General features: G+C 51.3%; 14 protein-coding genes and 1 pseudogene. 10 read left to right on the forward strand and 5 right to left on the reverse strand.

Translation table 11 applies throughout. The features are described from left to right. Positions 1-668 precede the first annotated feature (668 nt). Both Fuma_RS14510 and Fuma_RS14515 read left to right on the forward strand, forming a co-directional pair. The gene (locus Fuma_RS14510) at positions 669-848 is read left to right on the forward strand and encodes a hypothetical protein (RefSeq protein WP_145943985.1); all 180 of its coding nucleotides are present in this window, start codon (positions 669-671) and stop codon (positions 846-848) included. Next, positions 841-2,916, forward strand: a complete 2,076-nt coding sequence (locus tag Fuma_RS14515; RefSeq protein WP_077024757.1) for a recombinase family protein — start codon at positions 841-843, stop codon at positions 2,914-2,916. Before Fuma_RS14510 ends, Fuma_RS14515 begins: the two co-directional genes overlap by 8 nt. 189 nt (positions 2,917-3,105) lie before the next feature. Here the strand turns inward: Fuma_RS14515 and Fuma_RS36840 are convergent. From Fuma_RS36840 to Fuma_RS14535, 4 genes and pseudogenes are all read right to left on the reverse strand, one after another. Continuing rightward, a pseudogene (locus Fuma_RS36840) lies at positions 3,106-3,957 on the reverse strand (transposase family protein); the annotation flags it as partial. A gap of 378 nt (positions 3,958-4,335) precedes the next feature. Beyond that, complete coding sequence (locus tag Fuma_RS14525) at positions 4,336-5,769, reverse strand: tyrosine-type recombinase/integrase (RefSeq protein ID WP_077024759.1); 1,434 nt, start codon at positions 5,767-5,769, stop codon at positions 4,336-4,338. A 47-nt stretch (positions 5,770-5,816) separates the two neighbouring features. Further along, a complete protein-coding gene (locus Fuma_RS14530; RefSeq protein WP_077024760.1) occupies positions 5,817-6,383 on the reverse strand; it encodes a helix-turn-helix transcriptional regulator in 567 nt (188 codons plus the stop codon). Between the two features lie 264 nt (positions 6,384-6,647). After that, positions 6,648-7,448 carry a hypothetical protein gene (locus tag Fuma_RS14535; RefSeq protein ID WP_077024761.1) on the reverse strand — a complete coding sequence of 267 codons (801 nt, stop codon included), beginning with the start codon at positions 7,446-7,448 and terminating at the stop codon, positions 6,648-6,650. Between the two features lie 117 nt (positions 7,449-7,565). Between Fuma_RS14535 and Fuma_RS14540 the strand changes: the two genes are divergently transcribed. The 5 genes from Fuma_RS14540 to Fuma_RS14560 all read left to right on the forward strand — a co-directional run bounded on the left by Fuma_RS14540 (position 7,566) and on the right by Fuma_RS14560 (position 11,617). Beyond that, positions 7,566-7,958, forward strand: a complete 393-nt coding sequence (locus Fuma_RS14540) for a hypothetical protein (RefSeq protein WP_077024762.1) — start codon at positions 7,566-7,568, stop codon at positions 7,956-7,958. 356 nt (positions 7,959-8,314) lie between these two features. Continuing rightward, positions 8,315-9,616, forward strand: coding sequence for a DUF5131 family protein (locus Fuma_RS14545; protein WP_077024763.1), 1,302 nt, complete (start codon positions 8,315-8,317; stop codon positions 9,614-9,616). A 90-nt stretch (positions 9,617-9,706) separates the two neighbouring features. Beyond that, entirely contained in the window at positions 9,707-10,051 is a 345-nt protein-coding gene (locus Fuma_RS14550; protein WP_077024764.1) for a hypothetical protein, read from the forward strand. A 1-nt stretch (position 10,052) separates the two neighbouring features. After that, positions 10,053-10,979, forward strand: a complete 927-nt coding sequence (locus tag Fuma_RS14555) for a hypothetical protein (RefSeq protein ID WP_077024765.1) — start codon at positions 10,053-10,055, stop codon at positions 10,977-10,979. Positions 10,980-11,257: 278 nt separating this feature from the next. Further along, positions 11,258-11,617, forward strand: a complete 360-nt coding sequence (locus Fuma_RS14560; RefSeq protein ID WP_218922441.1) for a hypothetical protein — start codon at positions 11,258-11,260, stop codon at positions 11,615-11,617. A gap of 157 nt (positions 11,618-11,774) precedes the next feature. Here Fuma_RS14560 and Fuma_RS14565 read toward each other — a convergent pair whose 3' ends face one another. Further along, positions 11,775-12,947 (reverse strand): ISAs1 family transposase, encoded by a 1,173-nt coding sequence (locus Fuma_RS14565; RefSeq protein ID WP_077022421.1) that lies wholly within the window; start codon positions 12,945-12,947, stop codon positions 11,775-11,777. 317 nt (positions 12,948-13,264) lie between these two features. Here Fuma_RS14565 and Fuma_RS14570 point away from each other — a divergent pair, with 317 nt between their 5' ends. The 3 genes from Fuma_RS14570 to Fuma_RS14580 all read left to right on the forward strand — a co-directional run bounded on the left by Fuma_RS14570 (position 13,265) and on the right by Fuma_RS14580 (position 16,097). Continuing rightward, entirely contained in the window at positions 13,265-13,948 is a 684-nt protein-coding gene (locus Fuma_RS14570; RefSeq protein WP_145944183.1) for a hypothetical protein, read from the forward strand. 594 nt (positions 13,949-14,542) lie between these two features. After that, a complete protein-coding gene (locus tag Fuma_RS14575; protein WP_145944184.1) occupies positions 14,543-15,604 on the forward strand; it encodes a hypothetical protein in 1,062 nt (353 codons plus the stop codon). Next, on the forward strand, positions 15,594-16,097 hold the full coding sequence (locus tag Fuma_RS14580) for a hypothetical protein (RefSeq protein WP_145944185.1): 504 nt from the start codon (positions 15,594-15,596) through the stop codon (positions 16,095-16,097). The genes Fuma_RS14575 and Fuma_RS14580 overlap by 11 nt, the downstream gene beginning before the upstream one ends. Positions 16,098-16,162 lie beyond the last annotated feature (65 nt).

Genomic DNA, 16,162 nt, shown 5'->3' on the forward strand with positions numbered 1-16,162 from the left:
ATATTCACCTTCGACCGGAAGACGGACGTTGTCCTTCTTCGTGGGGGTGACATCGGTTGGAACACTGCCCCTGCGGTCTTGGACGGAACTGCCGGGGATCTGATTCTCGACGCCGACGAACGATCGTGGTTGGAAGCTTGCTGGAATGCTTCCGCGGCACAACACTAAGACGGAGATTCAGATCAGGCAGCTCTTCTCTCAAACGACTTTACAAGTCCGCCAACGTATGACTTGACCTCAACCTCGCCGAGCGGAACCGTGTCCACTTCTTCAGGAACCGTTCGAATCGGCGGCAAACTTTTCCGGGCAGAATGCGCACGATGCCTGTTGTACAACCTCACGTACCGATAGCCATGTTACCGAGGCAGTAGTTCGGTATCGATGGCACCCTTGGTTTGATCAGCCCGTCACGATTGATCGAGCGATCGTACGTCGTGATCGCGGAGCTGTCTATTTGTGTCGTCCTGCCGACGTGACGGACGGAAAGTTTCGTGAAGTTCCGCAGTGGATGTTGAATCAGTCTGTATGCTGCGTCATGCAGCTACGCGACGAACCCTGCGTTTCAATATCAGCACTATTGAATCTTTCAGCACTGCTGCGGGACGCCACAGCGGGCGATGAGTTTCTGATAGATGTTCAGCATTTCCAATCTTCTCAGGGAGATGCTGATGCCACAACCCAGAACGAAACCGACAACACAGCTTGATCTGTTTGAAGTGAGTCCGCCCCGGCCGCGATGGAGTGATCTGCCCAGCGAGACTCGGGAAGAAGCGACCCGATATCTGGCGGAACTCGTTCGTCATCATGCTGAAAATCTCAACAGCGGAAAGGAGTCCGAAGATGAGTGAAAAGATTGAAGCCATCCATCTTCAGCGGAAAGCCGTTCTTTACATTCGTCAGTCGTCGCCGTTTCAGGTGCTTCACAACGAAGAAAGCCGCAGGCTGCAGTATGCCATGCAGCAACGGATGCGTTCACTGGGATGGAAAGACATTGAAGTCATCGATGAAGATCTGGGGCGCAGCGCGTCCGGCAGCGTTGTTCGATCGGGATTTGAACGCATGGTCGCCGATGTGTGCCTCGGGAAGATCGGGGCCGTTGCTGCACGAGAGGTGTCGCGGTTTGCTCGCAACAGTCGTGAATGGCAGCAACTGGTTGAAGTGTGTCGAGTCGTGGACACGTTATTGATCGATCAGGAAACGGTCTACGCTCCTCGCCGGAGCAATGACCGACTGTTGCTGGGACTGAAAGGAAGTTTGAACGAATACGAGCTGGACCTCCTTCGTCAGCGATCCGTAGAAGCTCGGCGTGAAAAGGCGCGCCGAGGAGAACTGATCATTTCGGCACCGGTCGGATATCTGAAAACGGGAACGACTCGAGGCAAAGATCAGCGCATTGAGAAAGACCCGAATACTCGCGTGCAACAGATGATCAATCTGGTGTTTCGCAAGTGCTTCGAACTGGGGAGTGCACGGCAAGCTTTGATGTGGCTTCTGGAAGAAGATCTGCAGATGCCGACACGAGACAAAGCCGGAGTCCTGAAGTGGAAGCGTCCGACATACGGGATGGTGTACCAGATCCTGACTCATCCGGTGTACGGTGGGGCGTATGCGTATGGCCGAACCGAACATCAGCCATCGTATGAAGGTGGATTCGTTGATTCAAAAACACGGCGGCGCAGTCGCGAAGAATGGATCGCATTGATTCCCGAACATCACGAAGGCTATGTATCGTGGGAGGAGTTCGAACGATTGCAGGATTTGATTTCGTCAAACAATCTGCGTTCCGGGCGAGGCGCTGCTCGAAAAGGTTCGGCACTGTTGTCGGGAATGCTGGGCTGTCAGCAATGTGGACGGCGACTGGCCGTCGCGTACAGCGGAGTCGGAGCGAAAGTGCCACGTTACTGCTGCCACCGAGGGTATCTGGACAATGGCGAAGCCAAGTGCATCGCATTCGGTGCCACGTCCGTTGACATCGCCGTTGCAGAACAGATATTCCGTGTTGTTGCTCCTGCCGCTCAAGAGGCCGCCATGCTCGCTCACCAGAAAACAACCGAACGTGACAACGAAATCCTTCAGGCACTGGAAGGGGAACTTAAGTCTGCTCGTTATGAAGCATCGCGTGCACAACGTCAATTCGATGCAGCTGACCCGGAAAATCGACTTGTCACCGAGGAACTGGAACGAAGATGGAATGCGTCGATGCAACACGTCAGCGACGTCGAAGCACGGATCGATCAGCAGCGAAATGACAGATCTTCAATCGACGATCCTGATTTGCAGGGTCTGATGGCAGTCGTGGCTGACCTTGACGCAGTCTGGAACAATCCTGATGCTGACATTCGAATCAAGAAACGCATCGTTCGGACTCTGATCCGCGATATCGTTGCGGATGTCGACAACGACGTGAGCGAAGTCATTCTTACAATCCACTGGGTTGGTGGTGTGCATACCGAACTGCGACTTCCCCGCCGTCGTCGCGGAAAATCGACAGCCACGTCAGCAGAGGCCGTCGATGCTGTCCGGTCACTCGCACGAATCTGTTCCGACGATCTCATCGCCGGACTGCTCAACCGCAACGGGTTACCAACGGGACGAGGAAACCGGTGGACTCGAGAGCGGGTCACATCGATGCGGAACTACCACAAGATTGCCCGCTGGACTGCACAGGCTCAATCTGATCAAGGCTGGATGAACCTAACCGACAGCGCAAAACATCTTGGCATCAGCACGCGGACACTCAGACTGGCGATTGAACGAGCCGATATCAAAGGTCAACACCCGCTTCCGGACGGACCGTGGATCATCAATCGCAGCGAACTGGAGACGCCAGCGGCAAAGGCCGTTGTCCGGAAGGCAAAAACTCGAAACCGCAACCCCGCGGTACCAGATCCCAAACAGCAATCCCTTGAGTTTTAACTCAAATAGAACAAAGGTGCATAATGAAACACAGTTGTAATACGTCAGGAAATCACGCACTAAGAGATCGAGATGACGCTTGCCAAAGATCACAAACCGTGAAAGGCACTCCAGCTTAATAGTTTGGATGACTCGCTCACACCTTCCGTTCAGGTTCGGTGAGGCCCTGGGCAGAGCATTTGTTCGAACGTTGTTGTCGGTCAGTTTCGTAGCGAACTCCTTCGTGAACTTCGTATCGCGGTCGTGCATCACGATTTCCGGTTTCACTTCCCGCTTTGCAGTGTCACGCAGGAACGCTTCCGTTTGTGCAACGACCCACGCGGAATCTGGATGTTCCGTTGCTGGTGAAACGATTGTTTCTCGCGTCTCAAGGCAAATAAAGGCCAGCAGATACATTTCACGTATCCCGCGAGCTGTCACCGTCTTTACCGAAAAGAAATCACAGGCCCACAGTGTGCCGGCATGTCGTTCCAAAAAGTTCGTCCACGAGTCCGACGTCCGATCCGGGCTGGGTTCAATTCCTTCTTCCTTGAGGATGTTTCGAACCGTCTGACGACTGATCCTCTTGATCCCCATTTTTCTCAGTTCACCGATAATTCGGGTGTATCCGAAGCCTGTTTGTTTCGCAATTTCTACTACCAGCTCTCGGATCTCGCGTGGTTTCCGTCGACCGCCCTTCGCCTTCCGCTTTCGCGGCTCGTCAGATTCGTCGCGCACCCATCGATAGAAAGTGGACGGTGTGACAATGCTGATCAGTTCCTCGATGGCCTTGCCCAACACCTTGCCGAATTTCAACAGCCGCTTGCGTTCCGCCGGCGTCGTGTGAACCTGCCCCGGAATACGGGCGCGGAGAATCTTGTTCTCCTCTTTCAGATATTCGATGTACCGGGCCAGTTCGCGGTCGGTCGATGAGGCAATAAGTGCGAGAAAAGGGTGGAAGAGTCTGGACATTGGCTTTATTGTCGAACGTGCTAAAAACGCTGGTGCTGCACATTCGTTGTACACCGAAATGCACGTTTTCTGGCAGCGATTTTCGTTCATGATTCACGGCATTTTTGAGGCTCGTTTTTGCGACCGTTACAGACCGCAAAGACAGGGTTCCAAGGTCAGTTTTGGGCGGCGTTACGGTGACGCTCTGACGGCTGTTCACGCCAGTCGATGCACGATTTAATGCACTAAACCCATCGCAAACCATGCGAATCTATGTAAACTATGGAATCGTATAGCAGTCGAAGTCCTTGTTTTTCAGTGCTTTTCGCCCCGTCACGCCGGTCTTCGGAACCGGGGGTTGGAGGTTCGAATCCTCCCGGGTGTATTTGTAAGCCCCTGTTTTTACAGGGGCTTACGTCATTTCTGTGAACAGCGAGTTTCACAGCCGCAAGTCGTGTTCACAGGAATTCACAAAACTGGCCCCTGCGGTCAAGTTACCGACTCAGTTGGAGTTGGACGCTTGAGGGTTCCAAGCCGCTCGGCCAGTTCCGCCACCTGCCCCCAATCTCCCCGAGAACGGGCTGCATCAAGGTCTTCAGTTAGCCGATCAAATTCGGTCTCCTTGTAGCCGTACCGGACAGCAACATCGACCGACAAGCTGTTCAAGATTCGCTTGTAAATTCTGTTGCTCTTGGCACGCATTTCCCTATCCGACTCCTTCGCATAGTGAGTCATCATCACTTCTGCTGATACATGGGCGTCAGCGGCCACTTGGCGATTCACATCCTCTCCACTTCTGGCGTACTGAAGAGTCGTCTTGCGGAAATCGTGAACGTTCGCAGAGCCGTTTGGCAGGTCAGCCGACCAATCAGCGATTCTGCGGTAGAACCACTCTCCTACGTTCTCCGGGGAAAAATCGTCTCGGACCTGTCCCCCTCGGTGCGATCCACGTTCTTCATAGAATCTTCTGAGATCTTCTGCGTAGCTGGCGAAGACATATGTGCTGCCGGTCTTCATGGCTTCCAGTTCCTCGAAGAGCGGCTTTGGAATTCTGAACCACTTGTTGACTGCCCATTTCCCTGTTGAATCGAAGTGGTATTCGCTCCCAACCACTCTCAGACTCGTCCACTGCAAGCTGCTGATTTCCTCTTTTCGGCCCCACGACCAGAGAAGCACTTTCGCCAACGCTGGGGCGAACCGCAGTCCCGGCCACTTTTCGTCAAAGTAATCTAAGAGTGCAATCAGTTCGAAATGATCGAATTGTCGCAGCTTCTTCTTGCGCCGCTCGATCCAAGTGAACTTGTGCCACGGGTTTTCGTGCAGGAGCTTCTCCTCCTTTACGAAGCCACGAACGCATTTCTTACCAGCATTCCGATTCACTCGTTCAAATGCAGCCTGAAGAGCAGTTGACCACTTTACGACAGTGTTGGGACTCAGGGGCTCAACTTCTTCCGCATTCTTTCCCTTCGCTGGACGCCGCCAGTTGTTCGGCATTGTCAATGCCTCGTGTTGAAATTCTTCACAGTCAGCAGCCGTTGCTGTGGCAATTGGCGACCGCTTCGAGATCTCACGAAACGCAAAGATGGCTTCGAGGCAAGCTTCCAAAGACCTTTCCGCTCGCTTCTTTGCTTCGGGATCTTTCTTCTTGCCGAAATGTCGCCGCTGTATCTCTTCGAACTCGGCATCGCTCAGAACCATGTCGGCAGCTACTCGCTTGCGTCCGCCATTTTTTAGCATGTCAGTTACGGCGATGACCGCCGAATCAAACTCAGATTGCCCTGTGCTCCTGCTTGTCACTAACCCGGCCCAATACGCATACCACGACTTTCGCCGACCAGACGGTGGCGTGAGTGTTACGTCGATCGATTTCCCGTCGATAACGACCGGAATCTTCTTCTTTTTCGGTTGAGATTTTCGTGGCATTTGTGACCTCCAGCATGTGAATCAATTTCCCGTGTAGTTGGTGTCCGTTATCTGTCACGTATCCAGCGATCGATCTTGTGCCGATGAAACTTCCACGGCTTTCCATTGCCCGTACCATCCACGATGCACGCTTGAGGGATCTGTCCATCACGGATCTGCTGAGTGATCCAAGCTGACGAACACCCAAGCTTTTGTGCCAAATACGGAGTGCCAACAATATCTGCTGGCTCGGGAGCCAAGTGTTCCGTGAGCCGCTCAATTGCAGTGGCAATCCGTTCGATATCCTTTTCGGGGCCAGTGTTTTCCGTCGTAGAGGACTCCTGAACATAGTCTGGGGCCAGTTCCTCCAGCGGTATTCGAAAGAAGCTGGCAATCGATTCAGGGTCGCAGCAGTGGCTTGGCAGTCGTGAATCAATGGTTGGATCGACTGCGCACGAGATCTCGTGGCAGCTTCGGAACATGTCGATGTATCCTTGAATCAGATGCCTATCACCGATTCTGACTGTCGGACGATAGTTGCCCCATCGCTGAAGAACCTCGTCCAGTCGTGACCCCGGCTCAACATTGTCGATGGCCTCACGAATTCTCTGCTGTAAATCGTCAACGCTGTTCAATTCTCACCTCCAGTCCGGGCACAAAAAAAACACCAACCGCAAACCACATCCGCCGTGAAGTCACGGTGGATGCAGTAGGTCTCCGGTGGTGTTGAATAAGTAACTGAGTGTGTGTTGTCCGTTATGCCTTCATTATACGGACGCCGATTCTACGTGTCAGGTAGATTTACAGAATTGAGTGTGAGCTATCAGTCTCACAATGGAGTTAGCGTGAGAAGTAGGGCTGGATCTTCACGCTGTGCTAACTCGTGACGGACGAGCCAGTCACTCACATGAACCGTCTTCAGTGATGTTCTTCTTGCGCTCTAATTCCAATATCAGCGAGAGCATGTCAATGTCACCGAACGCTTTGAGCAACCATCTAAAGGTGTGAGACGAACCGTTTGCAGTAATGAAGTATTGAATGGTCTCGAACGGCGTGCATGTATCAACCTCCGACTCTGCATCCACTTTGGCGTCCCAGATTTCAAAACGTTGCCATTCCTTCGGGTGTTCTTCCTGAAAAGCACGAATGAATTTCGTCGGATCAGTCGGCCAATCATCGTCGAGCGAATCGAGTTCATCATCGGTCAGTTCAAGATGCGTGAGAGAAGCGTCATCCGCATAACAAAGATATTCGAAAAGACAGTCAACTACTTTTCGCTTCTGGATTGGTCCCACCGGCTCGCTATGAGACGCCAAAAAACTCTCGATTTCTCCAACGGTCCTAGCCGCAAACTCAATGGAGATACGCAAGTATTCGGCTGGTGAGCCACCCTGTTTAAGAAGTCGCCTAACGGTGTTGATGTGAAAGTCATCACTCGCCGTTAAAGACAAGCTTGCGTCCCAAAGCTGCTTCGTTGATTCCAGTCCGAGGCACTCACAGAGTTGCTGAAGCTTCGGCTCGCTCTTGCTGTTTGTGCGATCCAAGCCGTCACTCAGCAGCCTACCGAGCCACTTTCGACCATCTCGATCTAGCTCCATTCGAGCGGCCAGAGAGTTTGTGTCGAAATTTGCCTGCTTCATGAAAGCCTGCAAATTACGGCGGAATACGTGCTTTCGATCGTTCTTGGTGCGTCGATTCATGACTCACAAGATAGCTCGTGGTCAAAGTGTGGTCAAACTTTGCGCCGAAATAACGGACACCAACTACACGGGCGTCGAAACGACACTTTTCACTCACTCAGACTCAGGAGCCAAATTATGAATTCGGAAACACTGCAACTTACAGAGTCATTGCCCACTGTTGTCCTCATCGACAAGAAGACCGATCTACCCGCTTGGGGTGCAACGGTTTCTGGCCGCAGAGCACTCCTGTGTTTTCCATCTATTGAGGTTGCAAAGTCATATCGGCGAAAAGTTGTCGGCACACGAAAAAATGGATATCGAGTGAAGCGTCTCAGTCAGCAAGTCTGGATGACCATATTGGATTCCATGCTAAAGCAGCGGATTCAATTCTGCTCCGTCGTACTCGGCACAAAACATGGCAGCGTGTCAAAGTTGCAAGTACCAATCAATTCGTACTTGGCCCACCATGAACAGAGCGAGCAAGACGCCGACGAACTTTATCAGAGTGGTGATCCGCAGAAACTCTGAACGTCAACTTAGCACGTCGGAATTCAAATCGTACAATAGCGTAGCGGTGAAGAAGAATCGCCTTGTTCACGCTCTGCTTCATTCAATCCGCCACGGCGGTGGCGGATTTTTCCCCATACCCAAACAACGGTCTCGCAATATGCGCTGACCTTAAAGGAGGTGAACCATGAACAACTAGCGACGTTACGAATCCAACTCCTGAATCGGCTAACCAAAGAAAACATGCCGTGAACCACAGCACAACGCAATCCGTCCGCAGATCCACGTTTAGAAAATGGCACGTCGCCATTTGCCGGGGAAGGTCTGCGCTTACTCAAAGCAAAACCATAAACACGAATAGAGAAAGAGGTCCGCCAGTGGCAAAGAAAACAGTAATTCAATGGTGTGATTCAACAGTAAACCCGACAATGGGGTGTGATGGCTGCGAGCTATGGTCAAAACATCGTAAGACCTGTTATGCAGGCACCCTTCATCAACGGTTCGGCGGGAGTTCGAAAGGATATGCCCCGACTTTCAAAGACGTGACCCCGTTCCCCGGCCGCATGAGAGAAGCGGCGAAGTGGAGTGACCTCACGGGAACAGAACGTCCCGACAAACCATGGCTGAATGGCCTGCCACGGCTCATCTTCGTCTCAGACATGAGTGACTCGCTGTCGAAGGCCGTCAAGTTCGAGTATCTCGAACAAGAGATCATCGAAAACGTCAGGAGCAAGGATGGTCAGAGGCACTGCTGGCTTTGGCTGACGAAACGTCCCAAGCGAATGGCAGAGTTTTCTCGATGGCTCGAAAAACGAGGCACTCAGTGGCCGTCCAATCTTTGGGCTGGAACAAGCGTCACAGACCAAGCATCGACAGCACGGGCACGAGATCTGCTTGATGTCGGAGATTCATCTACCGTTCGGTTCTTGTCCGTCGAACCGCAGGTGGAACCAGCCGATCTGGGAGATGTACTTCCGAATCTTGATTGGGTGATCCATGGTGGAGAATCAGGGCATGGTAGTCGAATGTTCGACACTGCGTGGGCAAAGGAACTGATCAGCCAGTGCAAGAACAGTGGTGTTCCGTATTTTCTCAAGCAGCTTGGTGCGAAAGTTGTACGAAACGGTAAACGGTTGGAGTTTGACGACGCACACGCAGGTGACTGGACGGAGTGGCCGAAGAATTTGCGAATTCGCAAATTTCCGCAACGCACAGGTGTCGCAGTTCAAGGGCGGGAGATCTCAGCCACGAGTTATCTCGACTACATTCTGTTCATGCTGAAAACTGACGGCGGCTACATGCAGACTGACACCTTGTACGATGAAATCTTTGAGGAGTTTTCGCTGTACATGTCGGAAGCTGATTTGAAGCCGATGGCGAAGCGAAAAACACCCAAGTGGAAGAATATGGTGGACTGGGCCAAGGCGTCTGGAGCAAAGTCAGGAAAGCTCGCCGCTGTTACGCACGAGTCGAAGAGATATGTCGTCCTCTTGGATAATTTCGAGACCGACACCTTTGTATTGAAGCTCGTCAAGAAACAGAAAAAGAAGCCATCGAGCTTCAAAAAACGCTGCCCGAACTGCAGCACGTATCAGTCGATGAGCAACAGGGTTTGCGTGAAGTGCAAAACCGAATTGCCTGTCGCTGCGAAGCGAGAAATTCGACGCAGCCCTCGCTAACTCCCCATAAGAAAGGCTGACGAGGATTGTCTTCGCCAGCAGTATCTGTCTCGCAATATGCGCCGGTTTTGGCACCAAAGGAGAATCAAGATGAGTCGAAAAAACACGCTTAATCAAGAACAAGTTGTGCAACTAAGTGCGTGGCTTTTATCGCACAAAAAGGAACTGGAATCGACAGGGGTTGCGGCATCCGAGTTGCTTCCTCGAATCGAAAAACAGTTTTCGTTTCACCCAACGTCCAGCGCTGTTTATCGAATAGCGAAAGCTGCGAAGGTTTTACTTTCAGCAGAAAAACCATTGTCACCACGTGCGCACAAAACAACCGTCGTCGCACGTGCAGTTGTTGAGCTTCTTAGGCAACTTGGTGAAGAGCCTGATGACGAGCTTGTACAGATTGCGAATCCGACATTGCACAGCAGCAAGGAGGGCAATTGATATGAGTTTGGAACATTATATTCAAATCAGAGAAGCACTGATTGAGCTTGCGGACGACTTCATTTCTTTGGCAAGCACCGGCAACTTCTTCAATCACGAACTGCTCTACCCACCAGAAGGGGTTGGAGAAGGGCCAGACGTTTGGAGCGACGAAGACTTTGAGCTACTTCAACGCTCTTTCGACGGAACCTCATCGTGGCAGGAGTTCAGACTGTCAGATGACGGGGGGCAGTGCAGTCGCTACTGGTCAATAAATGAACACACTGGGCACATTCCACTCTTCGAACAACTGTGCGGACGTGGGTGGCAACTTCTACTCGCTGTTACACGTCAAGGTTCGGGCCAGATGCCACCCGGATTCTGCGTGGATGGCATACGCCCCCGAGTCGGAGTGTCTGGTGCTGCCGAGTGGCTTGCACTGCTTCACGAGACTGCATTTCGTTTTCCGACCGTGGATCTTCAAGGTGAATGTCGAGGGCAACAAATCGGTGATAGACAGTGTGTCAGCAACATCATTGTTGGCAACAGTATCTCAGCGTCGGCCAGTCTGATCTATCTGGTAGTCAACACCGATTGTGCAGCAGATCTTGGTAGCTGGGAATGTCCACTGGAACTTGAGTTACCTGAGCCAGCAAATGTCCCGTTATGGGACGCTGGGGCTGGTGAGCTTTGGTTCGATGACTTCCTGATCAAGAAGTTTCAGAAAGAAGCACCCAATCAGAGGCTGGCACTCGATGCGTTTCAAGCCAGTGCGTGGGCGTCAGCAATTGCTCAGCCTTTCGGAAGCTTCGACTTCCTCTACTACAGCCATCCAGCAAAACGGACGGCAGAAGACCTCTGTCGTGACCACATAACTCCCGATCGGATTCGCTTCGGGACATCGAAGGTTGGTTCTCAGATGACGTGGCATGTGATCAATGCAGACTAATTTCTGCTCCGTCTTTGCTCCGCCCTGCTCCGATTTCGCCGAAGTATTTTTGGGCCAAAATGCACGCTCAAGTTCAGTTGAGGAAAGTCTCGACCAGTTCATTTCACTAATCAAGGAGAAACCAAATGAAAGCCCTTCAAATTTTCGTTCGTGGATTCCAGACGTAGGACGTTGGGAACCAGATTGTCAACATCCTTCAGGACGTAGGATTCAATGTCCGAGTTGTGTTTGACGGAAACTCAGACAGTGCAGGAGGGCTAATTGAAACTGAGATTGCCGTGTGCGATGAGTTGGAGGACGACAATCTTGCTGCGATCCGTGACGCCATCACATTGAATGCCAATGTCGTTTTACAGTACCGCATTTTCGTACTGGAAGACGAAGGCGAACTGTCAGGAGACCCGACAGAGACGAAAACGTTAGACGGCTACAAGCTGCTTGATACATCCGGCAAGGCACTCGCTGCTGGCACACAGGATCAGATGTTTCGAACTGTCAAACATCATGTGGAAGACGGTCGCTATCGAATCGCAGGCCCTGAGATGATTCTTGACGTGGTTCGAAAAGATGGAGTTGTTGGTCCTGACCCTCATGGTGTTCAAGTACAGGCTGTCTCAAATGGGGAGGGTGACCAGTGAGCAAACCGTCCGCAAGAAAACAGCAAAAACAGAAAGCTCGGCAGCGGTCGAAGACTAAGAACGCTGTGGCAGCCAAAGAACGACGAACGTACAGGCTGAATTTCCCATGCTTTATTTTCAGAAACGAAGATGAGGCCGACCCCAGGGCCAGCGCATACTAAGTTGTTTTGCCGGTAAGGATTTGCATCAAATAGTCAATGTTCCATCCGGCCATTCTTCTTTTCATGACGTTGCTTTGTTTGCCAGGATGTTTCTTGATGAGGCTGAGTGTGAGTCGTCTGAGCCATGACAAATTGTTCGCGAAGATTCGGTTTCGGACTCGACTCTCATCCTCGCGGTAGGTCATGTCGAGACTCCAGTGCAGCGTGTTTTCTATGGCCCAGTGACCACGAACCGTTGTTGCGAACAGCTCGCCTTTGCGACGCAGACTGCTGATGTAGTAGCGAACGTCAGAATGATGAATGCCGTCCTGCTCGTACATTCGGATCGCCGTTCCGATGGTCTTGAGTCCGGCCCATTTGTGGCCCACGTCAAAATCGACAGGCACGGTCGCCTGATAGTAGATTCTCTGTTCCTGCCGACCGTGTCCCTTCTCTGTTTCTTCATAGCGACTGACGGGACAGCGAGCGAAGTCATCCTCCAGGTGATCGAGAAAAAACTTCTGCACGACCTCATAGAGTTTCGGTTGGTTGCCTTTCAGGGCTAACACATAGTCTGCATTGCCAGACACGATCTGCTGCGCAATGTTTTTTTGACAACCCGCTGCGTCAATCGTAATGATCGCCTCATCGATATTGATTTCGTTCAGTAATTTCGGGATCGCGGTGATCTCGTTCGACTTCTCTTCCGTCGCCACCTGTCCCAGAGAAATCCCCTGATCAGAAGCCCACGCACTCACGATGAACAACGCACCCAGCCCATTCTTTTTGTCATGTGATCGACGGAGTGCTTTGCCATCAATCGCAATCTGTTTTCTGTAGCCTTCTTTCTGTTCGTCGGAAAGTCCTTCCAGCGATTCAATCCATTGCACGAAGCACGCTTGAAAGTCGTTCGGCTTCAGGAGAGAAAGGACGCGCCGGTACGTATCTTTTTTCGGAATGCCATGCGGAAGTGCCAGGTGTTTCTGCAGGCCATCGGCATTCAGTCGCGCCCATTCCGCAATCGCACTGGGGCCGTCGGCGTTGGCCAGCACTCCGCAAATGGCGATCACAATCACATCACCAAGCAGATGCAGACGATTGATGTTGGAACGCGGGTCTTTCAATTGATCAAAGTAATGAACAATGTTTCCTGTCAGCTCCTGGGTGACCGCCAGTTCAACTGTCGACATCTCTTGTCCTCTCCTCGTGAAGTCCGATGTTACGACACGAAAAGACTAACCAATACTCACTTGTCGCGCCAGCCTAAATTGCCCAAAGTGCGCGCTGGCCCTGGGCCGACCCCAGTTTCGTGAAATTGGTTCGAAAAGCCGTGGCCCGAATCGACTTCCGCAATTCAAACATTTTCACAGAAACTGAAACCAAGATCTTCAAGTCGATGGGGCGAAAGGGATTGGCGTTCACCAGAGATTTCTTGATCTCGCTCGAGCAGTATCCAGAGCTGCATAGGAACTTTGCACTGAAGATCGGCAAGGTACTTTTCGCACAAATGCCAACCGAGGAAGTTGCAAAGTACATTCCTTACAACGACGTGGCTGCTTTGTTAGACGGTCGAAATGTTGTTTTGCATTTCCGGGCACTTCGGCGGCAACCGTCGCCGAATGGCACGATCTATTTCTCCAAACATTGCCCGACAGTCAATGTTGATGGGAAGCTAGCAATTGTCGGCTTCACCCGCCACGCAATCGAGAGGATCTGTGAACGGATTGTGCCTCGCTGGCAGTCGTACGCCGGTCTCGCAGATGCGTTTGCATTCTTTGAGCAATGCCTGAAGTTCGAACGGTGCGATTTGCACAGCGGTCATTTGGCCTTCACGTTCTTCGGACAATTCCCAATTGGCGAAGCGATTGTTGACCAAATTATCGACAGAAAAAATGAGGACATTAACAACTTCTATCTTCGCATTGGCTATTGCCCGGCTGTTCTTGAGGGCGGGTTTATTAAGGCGAAGACGCTGTTGTTGCCGGGGTATTACGGAACACCCGAATGTAGCGCCATTCATCGTTCAGGATTGCCATGGCACGAACGAAAGCGACTGCTCCGTGGTGCTGGCGATTTGGACATCGCCAAGATCAAGTCAGCATCAGATTGTTGGCTCTTCAAATGGTTTCATGACCACGGTGTTCCGCAGGTACTTCAGTCTGAAACGAAGCTGTACGCAAAGGCTATCTGAGATTGATAACAACTGGGTCCAGATCCTGCTTGTTGACTGATGACCGTCGGGAAGCAGGATCTCGCCAGTTATTAACAGGCTGCACAGGCTCACCCTTAAAGTCTTTGACACCTTAAGGTTGCGCTAGGCGTGTCTAAAGGGCGTGTAAACGCATTTTCTTCCGCCACCAGACCTCGATCTGTTCACAAAAAGGACAAAGCCATCCGACACGCAAAGAGAAAAAACACGCCGCAAAACGTCGCAGGTCGCCGTGATCCTGTCTTCATCTACATTCCAGATGGGTTTGAGCCATCGGAGGTCTTGCCTAATCAATTGCAGCAGCACGCTGATAGCGCCTGCTACTTGTTGCACCGAATCATTTGGGGGCGGGCTACGAAGAGAGCCAGCGAATCTGGTTTCGTGAACCTGAAGGCCGATTACCTCCGAGATGTCATCCCAAAGCGAGCCCTGAAACGGTTAATAGACTGTCTGATTGATCGCAACATCATTGAGTGCGACCGGTATTTTATTAGGGGCAAAAAATGTTTCGGGTATCGGCTTAGTAATGATTATTTCCAACGGCCAATTGTTCGCCATCAACTTTCGGGCACAAAGGTGGCAGAGAACATCCGCAGAATACGGCGGGTTAAATACAAGTCAATCCGTCTTGATGTGCATTGTCATTTGCGGAAGCAGTTTCGACAGTTGGACATCAACCTTGAACAAGCCTTAGAAGATTTGGCGCACCTTGACTCATTTGAAGTCGTGAAGATCCCGGCTTTGCAAGTTGCGAACAAGGACTTTCGCTTTTCAGTCTGTCGGTACGGTCGAATTCACACTGACCTGACAAATTGCCATTCCCTCATCCGATCTTCACTGACTGTTAATGGTGATCATCTTGTCTCAATTGATATCAAGAACAGTCAACCATTGTTCCTGTCCCTTCTTCTTATCAACTACAGAAGGTCCGGTAATAGGATTCTGCCAATAAAACGTTTTCAGGACTCTTCTTCCAACCCCTATGCAGGTCTTGATGAACTGATAAGAAAAACAGTTCATCCAATCATATTAAACACAAACAATCCGCAGTCCCCGGCAGTCCTCCTGTCCAATACTACGGTCCAAACCGTACAGGGCGTGTCACAAGACATTGCTGCAGACGAGTTTAGGACAACAGGAGGTTGTCCCAAAGCAAGGGCCGTTAATAACGCACTCCTGAGTAACGATGAGCAGTGGTTTGTAGAGCTTTGTGAACAAGGAAGACTGTACGAACAGTTAATGGAGACTGCTGAGATCCCTGTTCGTTCATGGGCCAAAGAGGCAATGTTCGAGATCCTGTATGGGAAGAACACATTGAGGACGCCAGCCAAGTCCTGCTTCACCGAGATGTTTCCCAAGGTTGCGGAAGTCGTTCGAGTGCATAAGCGGAAGGATCATCGTTTCCTTGCTCGGCTGCTTCAGAACGTCGAATCAGATTTCGTGATCAACACGGTCTGTCGTCGCCTGATGATGGAGCGTCCAGAGATCCCTGTGTTCACAATCCATGACTCGATTATGACAACGCCTGAACACGTGGAATACGTGAACAGAGTCTTTCAAGACGAGTTCGGGGATCTTGGGATCACACCGAAGCTTCAATTCACCAACTATTCAAGGAGTAACAATCATGACAAATGACGACCTCTTAGCACGAGCAAAACAAGTGGCGAGAGTCATCTCACGTAGAGAGAGAATGCGGATCAATCAAAGGCAGTTTGAAGAAGCTGGAATCGAGATGGAGGATATTAAGACGATTGCGGACAGCATTGGCAGCGATGTCGAGGATTTATTGCTGGTGGGCACATCATCAGCGATTCATCATCCCGGACAGGCCGTGCCTGTGATTCAAAGTCACGTTGTCGTGGACATTGCAGACGAGGCCATAACGCTCCGAGGTAAGACATTCGATATCGATCAGCAAATGGCTGCTGTGGTGCAATGTCTGCTCGATTCGAATGGTGAACGACGGTCGCAGAGCGACATGAGGCGAACGTATCCAAAGCACATCGTTGATGAACGACTTGATACAACCATTCGGCGAAAGCTGAAAAGACACAAGTCTGGGATCGGTGAGTACATCAACAGCGATACCAGAGGTTTCTGGATTGATATCGAACGCCTGTGTCGTTAGCTGCTCACGTAGTAGCTGTCCATTTCAGCTTGGAGACTGGTCTTTTTCTGTCGGTTAGATTTTGA

Source organism: Fuerstiella marisgermanici (assembly GCF_001983935.1).
Lineage (GTDB): Bacteria > Planctomycetota > Planctomycetia > Planctomycetales > Planctomycetaceae > Fuerstiella > Fuerstiella marisgermanici.

What these genes read in the sequence shown, in the direction of transcription:
- Fuma_RS14515 (WP_077024757.1), top strand. Translation starts at nt 841, where the DNA reads ATGAGTGAAAAGATTGAAGCCATCCATCTTCAGCGGAAAGCCGTTCTT.
- Fuma_RS14525 (WP_077024759.1), bottom strand. Translation starts at nt 5,769, where the DNA reads ATGCCACGAAAATCTCAACCGAAAAAGAAGAAGATTCCGGTCGTTATC.
- Fuma_RS14580 (WP_145944185.1), top strand. Translation starts at nt 15,594, where the DNA reads ATGACAAATGACGACCTCTTAGCACGAGCAAAACAAGTGGCGAGAGTC.
- Fuma_RS14540 (WP_077024762.1), top strand. Translation starts at nt 7,566, where the DNA reads ATGAATTCGGAAACACTGCAACTTACAGAGTCATTGCCCACTGTTGTC.
- Fuma_RS14565 (WP_077022421.1), bottom strand. Translation starts at nt 12,947, where the DNA reads ATGTCGACAGTTGAACTGGCGGTCACCCAGGAGCTGACAGGAAACATT.
- Fuma_RS14535 (WP_077024761.1), bottom strand. Translation starts at nt 7,448, where the DNA reads ATGAATCGACGCACCAAGAACGATCGAAAGCACGTATTCCGCCGTAAT.
- Fuma_RS14570 (WP_145944183.1), top strand. Translation starts at nt 13,265, where the DNA reads ATGCCAACCGAGGAAGTTGCAAAGTACATTCCTTACAACGACGTGGCT.
- Fuma_RS14550 (WP_077024764.1), top strand. Translation starts at nt 9,707, where the DNA reads ATGAGTCGAAAAAACACGCTTAATCAAGAACAAGTTGTGCAACTAAGT.
- Fuma_RS14555 (WP_077024765.1), top strand. Translation starts at nt 10,053, where the DNA reads ATGAGTTTGGAACATTATATTCAAATCAGAGAAGCACTGATTGAGCTT.
- Fuma_RS14510 (WP_145943985.1), top strand. Translation starts at nt 669, where the DNA reads ATGCCACAACCCAGAACGAAACCGACAACACAGCTTGATCTGTTTGAA.